11 protein-coding genes and 3 tRNA genes are annotated in these 14,896 nt (G+C 56.4%); 10 read left to right on the top strand and 4 right to left on the bottom strand.

Translation table 11 applies throughout. From position 1 onward, the window contains the following. Positions 1-9: 9 nt before the first annotated feature. Positions 10-948 (bottom strand): D-alanyl-D-alanine endopeptidase, encoded by a 939-nt coding sequence (pbpG, locus tag PFZ56_RS25360; protein ID WP_102881833.1) that lies wholly within the window; start codon positions 946-948, stop codon positions 10-12. A 292-nt stretch (positions 949-1,240) separates the two neighbouring features. Continuing rightward, entirely contained in the window at positions 1,241-2,095 is an 855-nt protein-coding gene (gene folD, locus PFZ56_RS25355) for a bifunctional methylenetetrahydrofolate dehydrogenase/methenyltetrahydrofolate cyclohydrolase FolD (RefSeq protein WP_102864649.1), read from the bottom strand. Positions 2,096-2,375: 280 nt separating this feature from the next. On the opposite strand from folD, the gene PFZ56_RS25350 reads away from it, so the two are divergent. From PFZ56_RS25350 to PFZ56_RS25310, 9 genes are all read left to right on the top strand, one after another. Continuing rightward, a tRNA-Arg gene (locus PFZ56_RS25350) sits at positions 2,376-2,452 on the top strand. Positions 2,453-2,484: 32 nt separating this feature from the next. Next, positions 2,485-2,560: transfer RNA gene (locus PFZ56_RS25345), tRNA-His, on the top strand. Between the two features lie 57 nt (positions 2,561-2,617). Then, positions 2,618-2,702 (top strand) — tRNA-Leu (locus tag PFZ56_RS25340). A gap of 412 nt (positions 2,703-3,114) precedes the next feature. Continuing rightward, a complete protein-coding gene (gene tig / locus PFZ56_RS25335; RefSeq protein ID WP_102864650.1) occupies positions 3,115-4,425 on the top strand; it encodes a trigger factor in 1,311 nt (436 codons plus the stop codon). Positions 4,426-4,517: 92 nt separating this feature from the next. Further along, positions 4,518-5,153: an ATP-dependent Clp endopeptidase proteolytic subunit ClpP gene (gene clpP, locus PFZ56_RS25330; protein ID WP_011062274.1), complete on the top strand. Its 636-nt coding sequence runs from the start codon at positions 4,518-4,520 to the stop codon at positions 5,151-5,153. Between the two features lie 112 nt (positions 5,154-5,265). Next, the gene (gene clpX, locus PFZ56_RS25325; protein ID WP_102864651.1) at positions 5,266-6,549 is read left to right on the top strand and encodes an ATP-dependent Clp protease ATP-binding subunit ClpX; all 1,284 of its coding nucleotides are present in this window, start codon (positions 5,266-5,268) and stop codon (positions 6,547-6,549) included. A gap of 162 nt (positions 6,550-6,711) precedes the next feature. Further along, entirely contained in the window at positions 6,712-9,108 is a 2,397-nt protein-coding gene (gene lon / locus PFZ56_RS25320) for an endopeptidase La (RefSeq protein WP_102864652.1), read from the top strand. A 148-nt stretch (positions 9,109-9,256) separates the two neighbouring features. Beyond that, positions 9,257-9,529: an HU family DNA-binding protein gene (locus tag PFZ56_RS25315; protein ID WP_011062271.1), complete on the top strand. Its 273-nt coding sequence runs from the start codon at positions 9,257-9,259 to the stop codon at positions 9,527-9,529. A gap of 226 nt (positions 9,530-9,755) precedes the next feature. After that, positions 9,756-11,627, top strand: coding sequence for a SurA N-terminal domain-containing protein (locus PFZ56_RS25310; RefSeq protein ID WP_102864653.1), 1,872 nt, complete (start codon positions 9,756-9,758; stop codon positions 11,625-11,627). A gap of 69 nt (positions 11,628-11,696) precedes the next feature. Here the strand turns inward: PFZ56_RS25310 and PFZ56_RS25305 are convergent, their stop codons facing one another. Beyond that, complete coding sequence (locus PFZ56_RS25305) at positions 11,697-12,662, bottom strand: AraC family transcriptional regulator ligand-binding domain-containing protein (RefSeq protein ID WP_170003371.1); 966 nt, start codon at positions 12,660-12,662, stop codon at positions 11,697-11,699. Between the two features lie 66 nt (positions 12,663-12,728). On the opposite strand from PFZ56_RS25305, the gene PFZ56_RS25300 reads away from it, so the two are divergent. After that, complete coding sequence (locus PFZ56_RS25300) at positions 12,729-13,607, top strand: sterol desaturase family protein (RefSeq protein WP_170003373.1); 879 nt, start codon at positions 12,729-12,731, stop codon at positions 13,605-13,607. A gap of 58 nt (positions 13,608-13,665) precedes the next feature. On the opposite strand, the gene PFZ56_RS25295 is transcribed toward PFZ56_RS25300, so the two are convergent. Further along, on the bottom strand, positions 13,666-14,871 hold the full coding sequence (locus PFZ56_RS25295) for an MFS transporter (RefSeq protein ID WP_170003375.1): 1,206 nt from the start codon (positions 14,869-14,871) through the stop codon (positions 13,666-13,668). Between the last annotated feature and the right edge of the window lie 25 nt (positions 14,872-14,896).

Here is a 14,896-nt window from a genome sequence, read left to right as displayed (position 1 = left end):
GCTTGAGTATCAGTGCGAGGCTTGAGGGGCTGCAGTCTGGCGGTTCTTGAGGTTCTTATCGGCCTTGTAGCGCAAGGCAACGTCCGGTACCGAGCCGCTCTTGCCGGTTTCTACCCAGTTGCGGATGCGGCTGGCGTCGGCAAAGTGGGTGTACTTGCCGAAGGCATCGAGAATCACCAGGGCTACCGGGCGATTGCCCATGCTGGTGACCAGCACCAGGCAGTGACCGGCCTGATTGGTGAAGCCGGTCTTGGTGATCTTGATGTCCCATTTCTCCTTGTTGACCAGATGGTTGGTGTTGCGAAAGCCCAGGGTGTAGTTGGGCTTGCGGAATGCCACGGTCTTTTCCTTGGTGGTACTCAGCTCGCTCAGTAGAGGGTACTTGCGGGCAGCCACCAACAATTTGCTCAGGTCGCGAGCCGTGGAAACGTTATGGATCGACAGACCGGTGGGTTCCACATAGCGGGTGTGGGTCATTCCCAGTGACTTGGCCTTGGCGTTCATGGCGGCGATGAAGGCCGGATAGCCTCCCGGGTAATAATGGGCCAGGCTGGCCGCGGCGCGGTTTTCCGAGGACATCAGGGCAATCAGCAGGGTGTCTCGACGGCTTAGTTCGCTTTTGAGCTTGACCCGGGAGAACACGCCCTTCATTTCTGGGGTGTCGCTGATGTTCATGGAGATGTGTTCGTCCAGCGGCAGCTTGGCGTCCAGAACCACCATGGCGGTCATCAGTTTGGTCACCGAAGCGATGGGCACCACAACGTCCGGATTGCTGGAATAGATGACTTTGTTGGTTTGCAGGTCCAGCAGCAGGGCGCTGCCGGATGCAATATGCAATTGTGAAGTGTCTCTTGGCGCCGCGGTGGTTTCGCTGGCGTCGACGCTGTGCGCGATCAAGGTGCCGGACACAGCAAACAATAAGCTGAGGATGGAGAGACGAATTTTCACGCGGGCGGACTCGATAATAATGGATATGCCGTTTGGCAACGGGCTTTTTCGGAAAAGCGTTACATTTTATGAGTATGGCTGAAGAACTGTCGATTGTTCTTCAGTGGTCAGTCGAAAACCCTTAAAAACCAAGAAAAAACACCGTTTTTTCCTGAGCGCTACTGCGGTTTCAGAATAGGCTGAGTGCGATCCTGAACGCTAAGATTCAGGGGCGATAAAGAGCGCTGTGGGGTTGTAACGTTGGCGCATAAAAAAACCCGCCATTGGCGGGTTTTTGTGCGCTGTCGAAAACTCAGCTGTGCAGCGATTCTGCGGCGTACAGGGTGTTTTCCAGCAGGCAGGCGCGGGTCATGGGGCCTACGCCACCAGGCACTGGAGTGATCCAGCCCGCGCGGGGCAGGGCGGTTTCATAAACCACGTCGCCCACCAGCTTGCCGTCTTCCTGGCGATTGATGCCGACGTCGATGACGATAGCGCCTTCCTTGATCCACTCGCCCTTGACCAGGCCTGGCTTGCCAGCAGCAACGACAACCAGGTCGGCACGGCCGACATGGCCAGCCAGATCCTTGGTGAAGCGGTGAGTGACGGTCACGGTGCAGCCAGCCAGCAGCAACTCCATGGCCATCGGGCGCCCAACGATGTTGGATGCGCCGACCACTACTGCATCCATGCCATACAGGTCGGCACCGGTGCTTTCCAGCAGGGTCATGATGCCTTTGGGAGTGCAGGGGCGCAGCAGGGGAATGCGTTGGGCCAAACGACCAACGTTATAAGGATGGAAGCCATCCACGTCTTTGTCCGGACGAATGCGTTCTAGTAGTAGAGAGGCATCCAGGTGCTCAGGGAGTGGCAGCTGTAGCAGGACACCGTCGATGTTCGGGTCATCATTGAGGCGATCAATCAAGCCCGCCAGTGCTTCTTGAGTGGTGTCGGCGGGCAAGTCATAGGCTTGTGAAAGGAAGCCGACCTCTTCGCAGTCTTTACGCTTGTGCGAGACATAAACCTGAGAGGCCGGGTCGCTGCCGACCAGAATCACCGCGAGGCCCGGAGTACGCAGGCCTTGCTGGCGACGCTCGGCGACACGTTTGGCGATCTGCTGGCGCAGGCTAGCGGCGATCGCTTTGCCGTCGATTAGTTGTGCAGTCATGACGCGTGATTAACCATCGAGAGGGAGAGAAAAAGAGAACGTATTCTCGCATGTCGGAACGTGAGGGCAAAGGCGCTTGGTCTGCAAATTCCCCTAACTCCTTTAATTAAATGAATTTTTTTCAAAAAAGAGTTGACGACCTAAAGGCTCGCCTATAACATTCGTCGCACTTGTCGGGCACAGCCTAGCACTGGTTAAGAAAGTCGGGCAGAGTTGATGTTTAGCTCATAACGACTGAAAGCAATTAGTTTGTAATCGTTAAAGAATACAGATTAATAAGGCGCCCGTAGCTCAGCTGGATAGAGCATCCGCCTTCTAAGCGGATGGTCGCAGGTTCGAGTCCTGCCGGGTGCGCCATTAGGCAGCTTTGGCACAAGTAACGCAATATGGTGGGCGTAGCTCAGTTGGTAGAGCACAGGATTGTGACTCCTGTTGTCGTGGGTTCGATCCCCATCGTCCACCCCATATTCGAAGAAGGCGCCAGATTAATAGTCTGGCGCCTTTGCTTTAAAAGATTGTTAAGCGGACGTGGTGGAATTGGTAGACACACTGGATTTAGGTTCCAGCGCCGCAAGGTGTAAGAGTTCGAGTCTCTTCGTCCGCACCAATAAAGTAGCTAGTTAATAGCAGATTACGGCGCAGCACCTGAAAAGGGCTGCGCCGTTTTCGTTTCTGGGTCCGATATGTCTGGTGTTTCCACGAGCGGTGGGGCAGCTGGGTTGGGCAATGGTTGGCCTTTGGTCGCTGGATGCTGGGATCTTGGCTATTGGTTGGTGTTTGTCAGGGAAGCTCTGGCCGGCTCCTTCTATATATAGAAGGGTTGGTGTAGAGGCTCTGGTTGGATTCGTAGTATTTGCTCTCATGGCGAGGCTCAACCCTTTGTCCTCGCCTTCACATTGTCGGCCGTTTTTTACCCGTTTTCAGTAGGGTGACTTCTTGAGTTTGACCCACTAGAATGCATGCCCTTGATTCTGGGGTCGGAAAACGGCCGGCTAACGTCTGTGCAACGAGGAATATCCATGCAAGTTTCTGTTGAAAATACTTCTGCTCTTGAGCGCCGCATGAGCATCACCGTGCCGGCTGAGCGCATCGAGAGCCAGGTCAACAAGCGTCTGCAGCAGACTGCCCAAAAGGCCAAAATTGCGGGCTTCCGTCCTGGCAAGGTTCCAATGAGCGTGATTCGTCAGCGTTATGAGGCTGATGCGCGTCAAGAAGCAGTGGGTGATGTGATCCAGGCTTCCTTCTATGAGGCCGTTGTTGAGCAGAAGCTGAACCCAGCTGGTGCTCCTTCGGTCGAGCCTAAAGTGCTGGAGAAGGGCAAGGATCTGGAATACGTTGCCACTTTCGAAGTCTTCCCAGAGTTCACGGTTGCTGGTTTCGAAAACATCGCTGTTGAGCGTCTGAGCGCTGACGTAGCTGATGCTGATCTGGACAACATGCTGGAGATCCTGCGTAAGCAGAATGTTCGCTTTGAAGTTGTTGATCGCGCAGCGCAGAACGATGATCAACTGAACATCGACTTCGTGGGTAAGGTTGATGGTGAAGCTTTTGCAGGCGGTTCGGCTAAAGGCACTCAGTTGGTACTGGGCTCCGGCCGCATGATCCCTGGCTTCGAAGACGGTCTGGTTGGCGCCAAGGCTGGTGAAGAGCGTGTTCTGAACCTGACCTTCCCTGAGAACTATCAGAACCTGGATCTGGCCAACAAGGCTGCCGAGTTCACCGTGACTGTTAACAGCGTTTCCGAGCCTAAGCTGCCTGAGCTGACTGAAGAGTTCTTTGCTCAATTCGGTATCAAGGAAGCCGGCCTGGAAGGTTTCCGTGCCGAAGTTCGCAAGAACATGGAGCGTGAGCTGCGTCAGGCCATCAAGTCCAAGGTGAAGAATCAGGTAATGGACGGTCTGCTGGCCTCCAACCCGATCGAAGTGCCAAAGGCGCTGCTGGACAACGAAGTTAATCGTCTGCGCGTTCAGGCTGTCCAGCAATTCGGTGGCAACATCAAGCCGGATCAGCTGCCTGCCGAGCTGTTCGAAGAGCAAGCCAAGCGCCGCGTAGTGCTGGGCCTGATCGTTGCTGAAGTTGTTAAGCAATTCGATCTGAAGCCTGATGAAGACCGCGTTCGCGAGCTGATCCAGGAAATGGCTTCGGCTTACCAGGAGCCTGAGCAGGTCGTGTCCTGGTACTACAAGAACGAGCAGCAATTGAACGAAGTCCGTTCGGTTGTGCTGGAAGAACAAGTTGTGGATACTGTTCTGCAGAAAGCTAGCGTGACCGACAAATCGGTCTCTTACGAAGAAGCGGTCAAGCCGGTAGAAGCACCTCAAGCCGACTGATTTTCTTCTCGTTCGAAGCACACACCATAAGCCAGCCTTCGCGCTGGCTTATGCGTATTCAAGACGTGACTATTTGGGAGTGACTGCAGAGCATGTTCCGTAATTCTTATATTCAGCAGAACTCTGATATCCAGGCCGCAGGCGGCCTGGTCCCGATGGTTGTCGAGCAGTCCGCTCGTGGCGAGCGCGCCTACGACATCTACTCGCGCCTCCTCAAGGAGCGAGTGATCTTTCTGGTAGGTCCTGTAGAAGACTACATGGCCAACCTGATTTGTGCGCAACTGCTATTCCTTGAAGCGGAAAACCCGGACAAGGACATCCATCTCTATATCAACTCCCCGGGCGGCTCGGTAACGGCTGGCATGTCGATCTACGACACCATGCAGTTCATCAAGCCTAACGTTTCAACCACCTGTATTGGTCAGGCATGCAGCATGGGTGCCTTCTTGCTGACGGCCGGTGCCCCTGGCAAGCGTTTCTGCCTGCCAAACTCCCGAGTGATGATTCACCAGCCCCTGGGCGGTTTCCAAGGCCAAGCGTCGGATATAGAAATCCATGCCAAGGAAATCCTCTTCATCCGTGAGCGTCTCAACACGCTGATGGCCAAGCATAGCGGGCGCACTCTGGAAGAAATCGAGCGCGATACCAATCGTGATAACTTCATGAGCGCCGAAGCAGCGCGTGAGTACGGGTTGATCGATGAAGTAATCAACCAACGCCCCGCTTAAAATAAGCAGCTCAAAATAGGCTTGGTCAGTTGTTCTGATCAGTGGCGGGCTTGAAAAAGCCCGCAATAGCCTTCATCTTGTGTTGCAAGCCTATCGGATTTGGATCGAACGAATGACTGACACCCGCAACGGCGAGGACAACGGCAAACTGCTTTATTGCTCCTTCTGTGGCAAAAGCCAGCATGAAGTACGCAAATTGATTGCCGGCCCCTCGGTCTTTATCTGCGACGAGTGCGTCGACTTGTGCAATGACATCATCCGTGAGGAGGTGCAGGAAGCACAGGCCGAGAGCAGCGCGCATAAACTGCCTTCGCCTAAAGAGATCAGCGGCATCCTTGATCAATACGTGATTGGTCAGGAACGTGCAAAAAAGGTTCTAGCTGTAGCGGTGTACAACCACTACAAGCGTCTGAATCAGCGTGACAAGAAAAGTGACGACGTCGAGCTTGGCAAGAGCAACATCTTGCTGATCGGCCCTACAGGTTCGGGTAAGACGCTGCTGGCGGAAACCCTGGCCCGTCTGTTGAATGTACCGTTCACGATCGCCGATGCAACTACCCTGACCGAAGCTGGTTATGTGGGTGAGGACGTCGAGAACATCATTCAGAAGTTGCTGCAGAAGTGCGATTACGACGTAGAAAAAGCTCAAATGGGCATCGTCTACATCGATGAAATCGATAAGATTTCCCGCAAGTCTGACAACCCTTCGATTACTCGGGATGTTTCCGGTGAAGGTGTTCAGCAAGCCCTGTTGAAGTTGATTGAAGGCACGGTTGCTTCCGTTCCGCCACAAGGTGGTCGCAAGCACCCGCAGCAGGAATTCCTGCAAGTCGATACTCGTAACATCCTGTTCATCTGTGGTGGCGCGTTCTCCGGGCTGGAAAAGGTTATTCAAAACCGCTCTACCCGTGGCGGCATTGGTTTCAATGCTGAAGTGCGTAGCAAGGAAGAGGGCAAGAAGGTTGGTGAGTCCCTGCGTGAAGTCGAGCCTGACGATTTGGTCAAGTTCGGTCTGATCCCGGAGTTCGTTGGCCGTCTGCCAGTCCTGGCGACCCTGGATGAGTTGGATGAAGCTGCATTGATTCAGATTCTCACTGAACCGAAGAATGCCTTGACCAAGCAGTACGCCAAGTTGTTCGAGATGGAAGGTGTTGATCTGGAGTTCCGCACTGACGCCTTGAAGTCAGTCGCCAAGCGGGCACTTGAACGCAAGACAGGTGCTCGTGGCCTGCGTTCGATTCTCGAAGGTGTTCTGCTCGACACTATGTACGAGATCCCCTCGCAATCCGAGGTGAGTAAAGTAGTGATCGATGAAAGCGTCATTGAAGGCAAGTCCCAGCCACTGTACATCTATGAAAACAGTGAGCCGACGGCCAAGGCGGCGCCAGACGCGTAAGCGTCGCGCTGTTGGATTGAAAGAAGGGGCCTTCGGGCCCCTTTGCTTTTAGCGTCTTAAAGTGCTGTCTTTAAGCTTGTTTTTTTTACAGGCAGCCCCCATCTTGGTTTCAAGCTTACTTCCATCTGTTTACGGCCGTACGGCCGCCGTAGAGGCGAAATCATGAAGACAACCATCGAATTGCCTCTCCTGCCATTGCGTGATGTTGTGGTTTATCCGCACATGGTTATCCCGCTGTTCGTGGGGCGCGAGAAGTCGATCGAAGCCCTCGAGGCAGCGATGACGGGCGACAAGCAGATTCTCTTGCTGGCACAGAGAAACCCTGCTGATGACGATCCCGGTGAAGATGCACTCTATCGCGTAGGTACCATTGCAACTGTCTTGCAGTTGCTCAAGTTGCCTGATGGCACCGTCAAGGTGTTGGTTGAAGGCGAGCAACGCGGCGCTGTCGAACGCTTCAGTGAAGTTGATGGTCATTGCCGTGCCGAAGTCTCCCTGATTGACGAAGTAGATGCTCCTGATCGTGAGTCAGAGGTGTTTGTTCGCAGTCTGCTGTCCCAGTTTGAGCAGTATGTGCAACTGGGCAAGAAAGTTCCTGCCGAGGTGTTGTCCTCCCTCAACAGCATCGACGAACCAAGCCGCCTGGTAGATACCATGGCCGCGCACATGGCGTTGAAGATCGAGCAGAAACAGGAAATCCTCGAGATCATTGATCTGTCTGCTCGGGTCGAGCACGTCCTGGCATTGCTGGACGCCGAGATCGACCTGCTGCAAGTTGAAAAGCGCATTCGTGGCCGCGTTAAAAAGCAAATGGAACGCAGCCAGCGCGAGTACTACCTGAATGAGCAGATGAAGGCCATTCAGAAGGAGCTGGGCGATGGTGACGAAGGTCACAATGAAATCGAAGAGCTGAAAAAGCGCATCGATGCCGCCGGCCTGCCAAAAGATGCGATGACCAAAGCTCAGGCCGAGCTCAACAAGCTCAAGCAGATGTCGCCGATGTCTGCCGAGGCTACGGTGGTTCGCTCCTATATCGATTGGCTGGTTCAAGTGCCTTGGAAGGCCCAGAGCAAGGTGCGTCTCGACCTGGCGCGTGCCGAGGATATTCTCGACGCCGATCACTATGGTCTGGAAGAGGTCAAAGAGCGGATTCTCGAATATCTCGCCGTACAAAAGCGCGTGAAGAAGATTCGTGGTCCGGTGCTGTGCCTCGTCGGTCCTCCTGGGGTAGGTAAGACCTCTCTTGCGGAGTCGATCGCCAATGCGACCAACCGTAAGTTTGTGCGTATGGCGCTGGGTGGTGTACGTGATGAAGCGGAAATCCGTGGTCATCGTCGAACTTACATCGGTTCGATGCCAGGAAGATTGATTCAAAAGATGACAAAGGTGGGCGTTCGCAACCCGCTGTTCCTGCTCGACGAAATCGACAAGATGGGCAGTGATATGCGTGGTGATCCGGCGTCGGCGTTGCTGGAGGTTCTGGACCCTGAGCAGAACCACAACTTCAACGATCATTATCTGGAAGTTGATTACGACTTGTCCGATGTGATGTTCCTTTGCACCTCCAACTCGATGAATATTCCCCCAGCATTGCTGGATCGGATGGAGGTGATTCGTCTGCCTGGCTACACCGAGGACGAGAAGATCAACATCGCGGTCAAGTACCTGTCGCCCAAGCAGATTCAGGCCAATGGACTGAAGAAAGGCGAGCTGGAATTCGACCCCGATGCGATTCGCGACATCATCCGCTACTACACCCGCGAAGCCGGTGTGCGGGGCCTGGAGCGTCAGATCGCCAAGGTCTGCCGCAAGGCGGTGAAAGAGCATGCGATGGAAAAACGCTTCTCTGTTAAGGTCACTTCCGATCTGCTGGAACACTTCCTGGGCGTGCGTAAATTCCGCTACGGCCTGGCCGAGCAGCAGGATCAGATCGGCCAAGTGACCGGCCTGGCCTGGACTCAGGTAGGCGGTGAGTTGCTGACGATCGAAGCCGCTGTGGTTCCAGGCAAGGGTCAGTTGATCAAGACCGGCTCCCTGGGCGATGTCATGGTCGAGTCGATCACTGCCGCGCTGACCGTGGTACGCAGTCGTGCCAAGAGCCTGGGTATTCCCTTGGACTTCCACGAGAAGCGCGACACCCACATCCACATGCCGGAAGGGGCTACCCCTAAAGACGGCCCTAGCGCGGGCATAGGCATGTGCACGGCGTTGGTTTCGGCGCTGACCGGCATTCCGGTGCGGGCTGATGTAGCGATGACAGGGGAGATCACCCTGCGCGGTCAGGTATTGGCCATCGGCGGGCTGAAAGAGAAATTACTTGCAGCTCATCGGGGTGGAATCAAGACGGTGATCATTCCTGAAGAGAATGTTCGCGATTTGAAAGAAATTCCTGACAATATCAAGCAGGATCTGCAGATTAAACCAGTTAAATGGATTGACGAAGTCCTGCAAATTGCGCTGCAATACGCGCCGGAGCCCTTGCCGGATGTGGCTCCCGAGATAGTTGCAAAGGACGAAAAACGCGAGTCTGACTCTAAGGAAAGAATTAGCACGCATTAGTACGCATTAGCCTGGGGGGCTTCCTTGACAGCTTTTTAGAGCCCTTGTTATAAAGCGGCTCTTAAGTGTCTGTAGGCCATTCAGCACTCGTTTTTGCTTTCACCAAAAAACTTAGAATCATACTCATAGATATGTAAGGGGACTTAGAGTGAACAAGTCGGAACTGATTGATGCTATCGCTGCATCTGCTGATCTCCCGAAAGCTGCTGCTGGCCGTGCGCTGGACGCAGTAATCGAATCCGTTACTGGCGCTCTGAAGGCCGGTGACTCTGTTGTTCTGGTTGGTTTCGGTACTTTCTCCGTAACGGATCGTCCAGCTCGTATCGGTCGCAACCCACAGACCGGTAAGACTCTGGAAATCGCTGCTGCTAAAAAGCCAGGTTTCAAAGCCGGTAAAGCACTGAAAGAAGCCGTAAACTAAGTTTCTTCAGGGTCTTTGCCCATCCGGGTCGGGGTCATGCCTGATCTGGCAGCGGGGCGCCAGTAGGCCGGTGCATCACCGGCCAATGCCGAGGGTCGCAGGTTCAGCTCTCGTCCGCTCCGCCAGTTACGAGAAGGCGCATCCTCGGATGCGCCTTTCTTCTATCCGGACTCTACCCACACTCCACGGTTGCTTAAATTGAAGTACAGCCGTTTCTGGGGGACGCATGCTGCAGAATATCAGGGACAACTCACAAGGCTGGATTGCCAAAACCATCATCGGGGTCATCGTCGCATTGCTGGCGTTGACCGGTTTCGATGCCATTTTCCAGGCCACTACCCATAACCAGGACGCGGCCAAGGTCAACGGCGAGGAAATCACTCAGAACGAGTTGAGCCAGGCCGTCGACATGCAACGTCGTCAACTGATGCAACAGTTGGGCAAAGATTTCGATGCCTCCCTGCTGGATGAGAAGATGCTGCGCGAAGCCGCTTTGAAAGGGCTGATCGACCGCAAACTGTTGCTGCAAGGTGCACAGGATTCCAAGTTTGCCTTCTCCGAGGGCGCGCTGGATCAGGTGATCCTGCAAACGCCGGAATTCCAGGTTGAAGGCAAATTCAGCCCTGAGCGTTTCGATCAGGTGATTCGTCAGTTGGGCTACACCCGTCTGCAATTCCGCCAGATGCTGGCTCAGGAAATGCTGATCGGTCAGGTGCGTGCCGGTCTGGCGGGCAGTGGTTTCGTGACCGATGCTCAGGTACTGGCGTTCGCTCGTCTGGAAAAACAGACCCGAGATTTCGCTTCACTGAGCATCAAGGCTGATCCGGCAGCGATCAAGCTGACCGATGACGAGGTCAAGGCCTATTACGATCAGCACGCCAAGGAGTTCATGACTCCCGACCAAGTGGTGATTGATTACATCGAGCTGAAGAAGGCTGCCTTCTTTGATCAGGTCAGTGTCAAGGACGAGGACCTGCAGGCGCTGTATCAGAAGGAAATCGCCAACCTGTCCGAGCAACGTCGTGCCGCGCACATCCTGATCGAAGTCAACGACAAGGTGAACGAGGCTCAGGCCAAGGCCAAGGTCGAAGAGATCCAGGCGCGTCTGGCCAAAGGCGAAAGCTTCGAGGCACTGGCCAAGGAATTCTCCCAGGATCCAGGCTCGGCTAATAACGGTGGCGACTTGGGCTACGCCGGTCCAGGTGTTTATGACCCAACCTTCGAGAAGGCGCTGTATGCGCTGAATAAGGATCAGGTCTCGGCTCCGGTGCGTACGGACTTCGGTTTCCACCTGATCAAGCTGTTGGGCATCGAAGCACCGGAAGTGCCGAGCTTCGCCAGTCTCAAGGACAAGCTGACCCGCGACTTGAAAACTCAGCAGGTCGAGCAGCGTTTCGTTGAGGCGACCAAGCAGCTGGAGGACTCTTCGTTCGAAGCCTCCGATCTGGCACAACCGGCTCAGGAGCTGAAGCTGACTGTTCACACCTCCGCGCCGTTCGGCCGTGACGGTGGCGACGGTATCGCTGCCAACCGTGCAGTGGTGCAAGCAGCGTTCAGCACCGAAGTCCTCGACGAGGGTTCCAACAGCACCGCCATCGAACTGGACCCGGAAACTGTCGTGGTGCTGCGAGCCAAAGAGCATCGCAAACCTGAGCAACTGCCTCTGGAAAGCGTCGCCAGTGCCATTCGCACGCAATTGGCCAAGGAGCACGCCAGTGCTGCGGCCAAGACCAAGGCTGAAGAGCTGATTGCCAGCTTGCGTGATGGCAAGACCGCGCTGAACAAGCCGGTTGATGGCCAGAACTGGAAAGTCGCACAAGCGGTGACCCGTGGTCAGGATGGTATCGATCCAACTGTTCTGCAGGCGTTGTTCCGCATGAGCAAGCCTGAGTCCAAGGACAAACCGACCTTCACTAGCGTGACCCTGCCTAACGGCAATCTGCTGGTGCTGCAGCTCAATGCCGTCAATGAAGCCGCTGCGCCGACCGAGGAAGAGAAGGCTCAATACCGTCGCTTCCTGGCCTCGCGGGTAGGGCAGCAAGATTTTGCCGCCTACCGCAAGCAGCTGGAAAACCAGGCGGACATCAAGCGTTACTAATGCCTGAACCGCAGTGTTGAAAAGACCCCGGCCGCAATGCCGGGGTCTTTTTTTGAGCTCGGATAAACCTCAGGTGCCGGTGGTGTGCCAGCGCTTGCGCGCATGCAGATAGGCCGCCTGATCGTTGTAGCCCAGCTGTAGCGCAATCTGCGTCCGGGATTCGCCTTGCAATTCCAGATGCATTTCCAGCTCGGCGCGGGTCTGGTCCAGCAACTGGCGAAAACTCAGCCCCTGTTCCGCGAGACGTCGCCGCAGCGTGCGTGGGGTTTGATGCAGATGGGCACAAAGGCTTTCCAGGGTTACTGGATGGCCCGCCGCCAGGGCCTGACGACAGGCCCTGGCCACCTTGGCTGCCCAACCGCTCAGCCGTTGGTGCAGGGCCACCCGTCGATCCAGCTCTTCGCTCAACAGGTCGAGCATGCCGGCGTGGCGGGTCTGCAGTGGCAGTTGCAGGCTTTGCGGTTCGAAGTAGAAACGGTTGGCCCGGCAATCGAATTCGATACGGTCGCCAAACCAATGCTGGTATTGCGCGTGATAGTCGGGACGCGAATGGCTGAAGCAGGCCAGCACGGGCCGAACCGCAAGACCAGTACCACGCCGCAGTTGAGTGATGGACATGACTCCATAGTGTTCGATCAGGTAGCGGCTCAACTCCGCCGAGGTGTCGATATGGATTTCAACACCAGAACCTCGGGCATCCGTCACCCGTTGCACGCGATCAGTGTCCGAGCCCAACGGCGCATAGCGAACCCAGAATGCCATGGACGCGGCAACATCCGGGCAGTAGAGGCTGGCGTGGGCAATAACGTGCCAGTCCTGGGGCGTGAAGCGTTCGAACAGTTTGAGGCCTATGGCCGGCTCCAACGCCGCCGCCGCGCGCCATAGCTGTTCCAGGTGCAGCAGGTTGTAGTCCTGGTGCGTGGCGGCGCTCTGGTCATTGAGGAAGCGTTGCAAGACTTCACCGAGGCGTCCTCGATGAAAGCGCGGGGCCGCTCGGTTGGCCGGATCTCGCTGGATTCTGTCCATTTCGCGCATAGAGAGGGCTGCCTTGCTGATCTCTAATGGTCGGGCGTTGCCCATAAGGATAAGAGCGAGAATGCCATGAACCACGATCTGATGACCAACAACCCCCTGTTGATCGTTTCGGCGATCTTTGTGTTTTTCATCCTCCTGGAAATAGCTTGTTCAGCCTTTCGCCAACCCCGTGGCCAGCGCCGCGACGTGCTGATCGAGGCGGTGGGCTCAAGCCTGTTGCTCGGCGTGACCTTTCCCCTGGTGATGTGGGCCAGCGGTGCGCTCATGGGCCTGGCACTGCCACAAGCCAAGGGCATGCTGGCGGATACGCCCTGGGTGCTTGGTCTGCTGTTGTTCCTGATCTTCGATGACATGACCCAATACTGGTGGCACCGCCTGACCCATCGTCTCCCCGCGCTGTATGCCCTGCACCGGGCTCACCATTCAGCGCCCTACATGAGCATTCGCATCGTTTATCGCAACAACAGCTTCTATTACCTGCTGATGCCCGGAATCTGGTTCTCCGGGGTGCTGATCTACCTGGGGCTGGCGCCGGTCTATTACGGTTACCTGATTCTCAAGATGACGGTGATCTTCGCCGCACACAGCAGCGTGGCCTGGGACGACAAGCTGTACCGCATCGGTTTTCTCCGGCCACTGATGTGGCTGGTGGAGCGAGTCTTTTCAACGCCTTCGACCCATTCGGCTCACCATGGCCTGAGCGCCGAGGATGGCGTGACCCACTACAAGGGCAACTTCGGTAACTTGCTGTTCCTCTGGGATGTGCTGTTTGGCACCGCGAAGATCACCCGCCGCCGGCCCGTTACCTTCGGTATCGAGCACTTGGCGTCGGTGAGCTGGAAGGAGGAGCTGTTCTGGCCGTTGGTACGCAGTCGCAAAGCCCGATCCGCTGCGCACGCAAAAGTGGATACTGCTTTGCAGACTGGCGCTTCGGCTGAAGGCTAGCGACCTGGCAGGCTCTGTTGCCGCGAGAACGCCCGGTTGCCAAGGCTTGGGTCGAGGATCAGCGTCTGACTGGAAAGCCCTGGTGCCGGGCGTTCACCGCCACCACCAGGCTGATCAGCAACAGCGCGGCGATCACCCAGGGGAAGATCGCCACTCCCGGCCCTTGCAGCAGCAAGGCGCCACCCAGGCCGCCACCGGCGATCGCCAGGTTCCATAGGGTGACCAGCATCGACTGCGCGGTGTCAGCGTGCTCGCCTGCGGCCTTGGCCAGTGCGGTTTGCAGCAGGGTGGCCATGCCGCCGAAGGACAGCCCCCAGATAGCGGTCGCCCCATAGATCGCCACTGGCCAGTCACTCAGCAGCCCCAGCATCAGGGTCGAGCCGATGAACAGCAGGCAACTGACCAGCACCAGTTGACGCAGCCAGCGATCGATCAGCAGGCCCACCAGCCAGATGCTCAACAATGCAGCCAGGCCAAATACCAGCAACACCCGCTCGATCTGCTCACCAAGCCCGATCGGCTGAAGAAAGGGCGCGATGTAGGTGTAGAGAATGTTGTGTCCCAGCACATAGGCAAAAGTCACGAACAGCACTGGTCGGATCCCCGGCAAGGCCAGGACTCGAGCCAGCGACAAGCGCTTCTGTGCGCGCAGCCCCGGGAAGTCCGGCACCTGAACCAGTACCCAGCCAATGAGCCCCAGGGTCAGCAAGGTCATGACAGCAAAGCTCATGCGCCAGCCCACCAGGTTGCCCAGCCAGGTTCCAGCGGGCATTCCCACCGACAGAGCCACCGGCGCGCCGAGCATGGCCAGCGTGATTGCCCGTCCTTGCAAGTGGGGCGCCACCATACGGCTGGCATACCCGGCCAGCAAGGCCCAGAGCAGGCCGGCGAAGACTCCGGCGAAAAAGCGTGCCACCAGAATCAGGCTGTAGTCACTGGAGAGGGCGGTAACACTGTTGACCAGGGCAAAGCCGGCGATGGCCAGCAACAGTAAGGGGCGCCGCCGCCAGCCCTGGGTGAGGATGATCAGCGGGATGGCGGCCAGTAGCGAACCCAGGGCATAGAAGGTCACCAGTTGGCCAATCAGTGCAGGTGAGACGCCAAGGTTGGCACTCATTTGTGGCAGCAGCCCGGCCGGCAGGGTCTCGGTCATCAGGGTAATGAAACCGGCGCTGGCGAGAGCCAGCAGGCCGCCGACAGGCAGGCGTTCGCGGGTCTCGGCGGGTGCTTGTAGCAGTTCACAGGCATTGGCGGAGTTGCTCATGGTCGGGCACCGTTGTGCAGGGGCA

Origin of the sequence: Pseudomonas danubii (assembly GCF_042980055.1) — a bacterium.
In the GTDB taxonomy this organism is placed as follows: Bacteria; Pseudomonadota; Gammaproteobacteria; order Pseudomonadales; family Pseudomonadaceae; genus Aquipseudomonas; species Aquipseudomonas danubii.
The sequence above is the reverse complement of the archived record's forward strand: the minus strand, read 5'-3'. Positions and strand labels throughout refer to the sequence as shown.

Excerpts from the sequence above, each read along its gene's own strand:
- tig (WP_102864650.1), top strand. The coding sequence starts at position 3,115 with ATGCAAGTTTCTGTTGAAAATACTTCTGCTCTTGAGCGCCGCATGAGC.
- PFZ56_RS25295 (WP_170003375.1), bottom strand. The coding sequence starts at position 14,871 with ATGAGCAACTCCGCCAATGCCTGTGAACTGCTACAAGCACCCGCCGAG.
- clpP (WP_011062274.1), top strand. The coding sequence starts at position 4,518 with ATGTTCCGTAATTCTTATATTCAGCAGAACTCTGATATCCAGGCCGCA.
- PFZ56_RS25300 (WP_170003373.1), top strand. The coding sequence starts at position 12,729 with ATGAACCACGATCTGATGACCAACAACCCCCTGTTGATCGTTTCGGCG.
- folD (WP_102864649.1), bottom strand. The coding sequence starts at position 2,095 with ATGACTGCACAACTAATCGACGGCAAAGCGATCGCCGCTAGCCTGCGC.
- PFZ56_RS25310 (WP_102864653.1), top strand. The coding sequence starts at position 9,756 with ATGCTGCAGAATATCAGGGACAACTCACAAGGCTGGATTGCCAAAACC.
- clpX (WP_102864651.1), top strand. The coding sequence starts at position 5,266 with ATGACTGACACCCGCAACGGCGAGGACAACGGCAAACTGCTTTATTGC.
- lon (WP_102864652.1), top strand. The coding sequence starts at position 6,712 with ATGAAGACAACCATCGAATTGCCTCTCCTGCCATTGCGTGATGTTGTG.
- PFZ56_RS25305 (WP_170003371.1), bottom strand. The coding sequence starts at position 12,662 with ATGCGCGAAATGGACAGAATCCAGCGAGATCCGGCCAACCGAGCGGCC.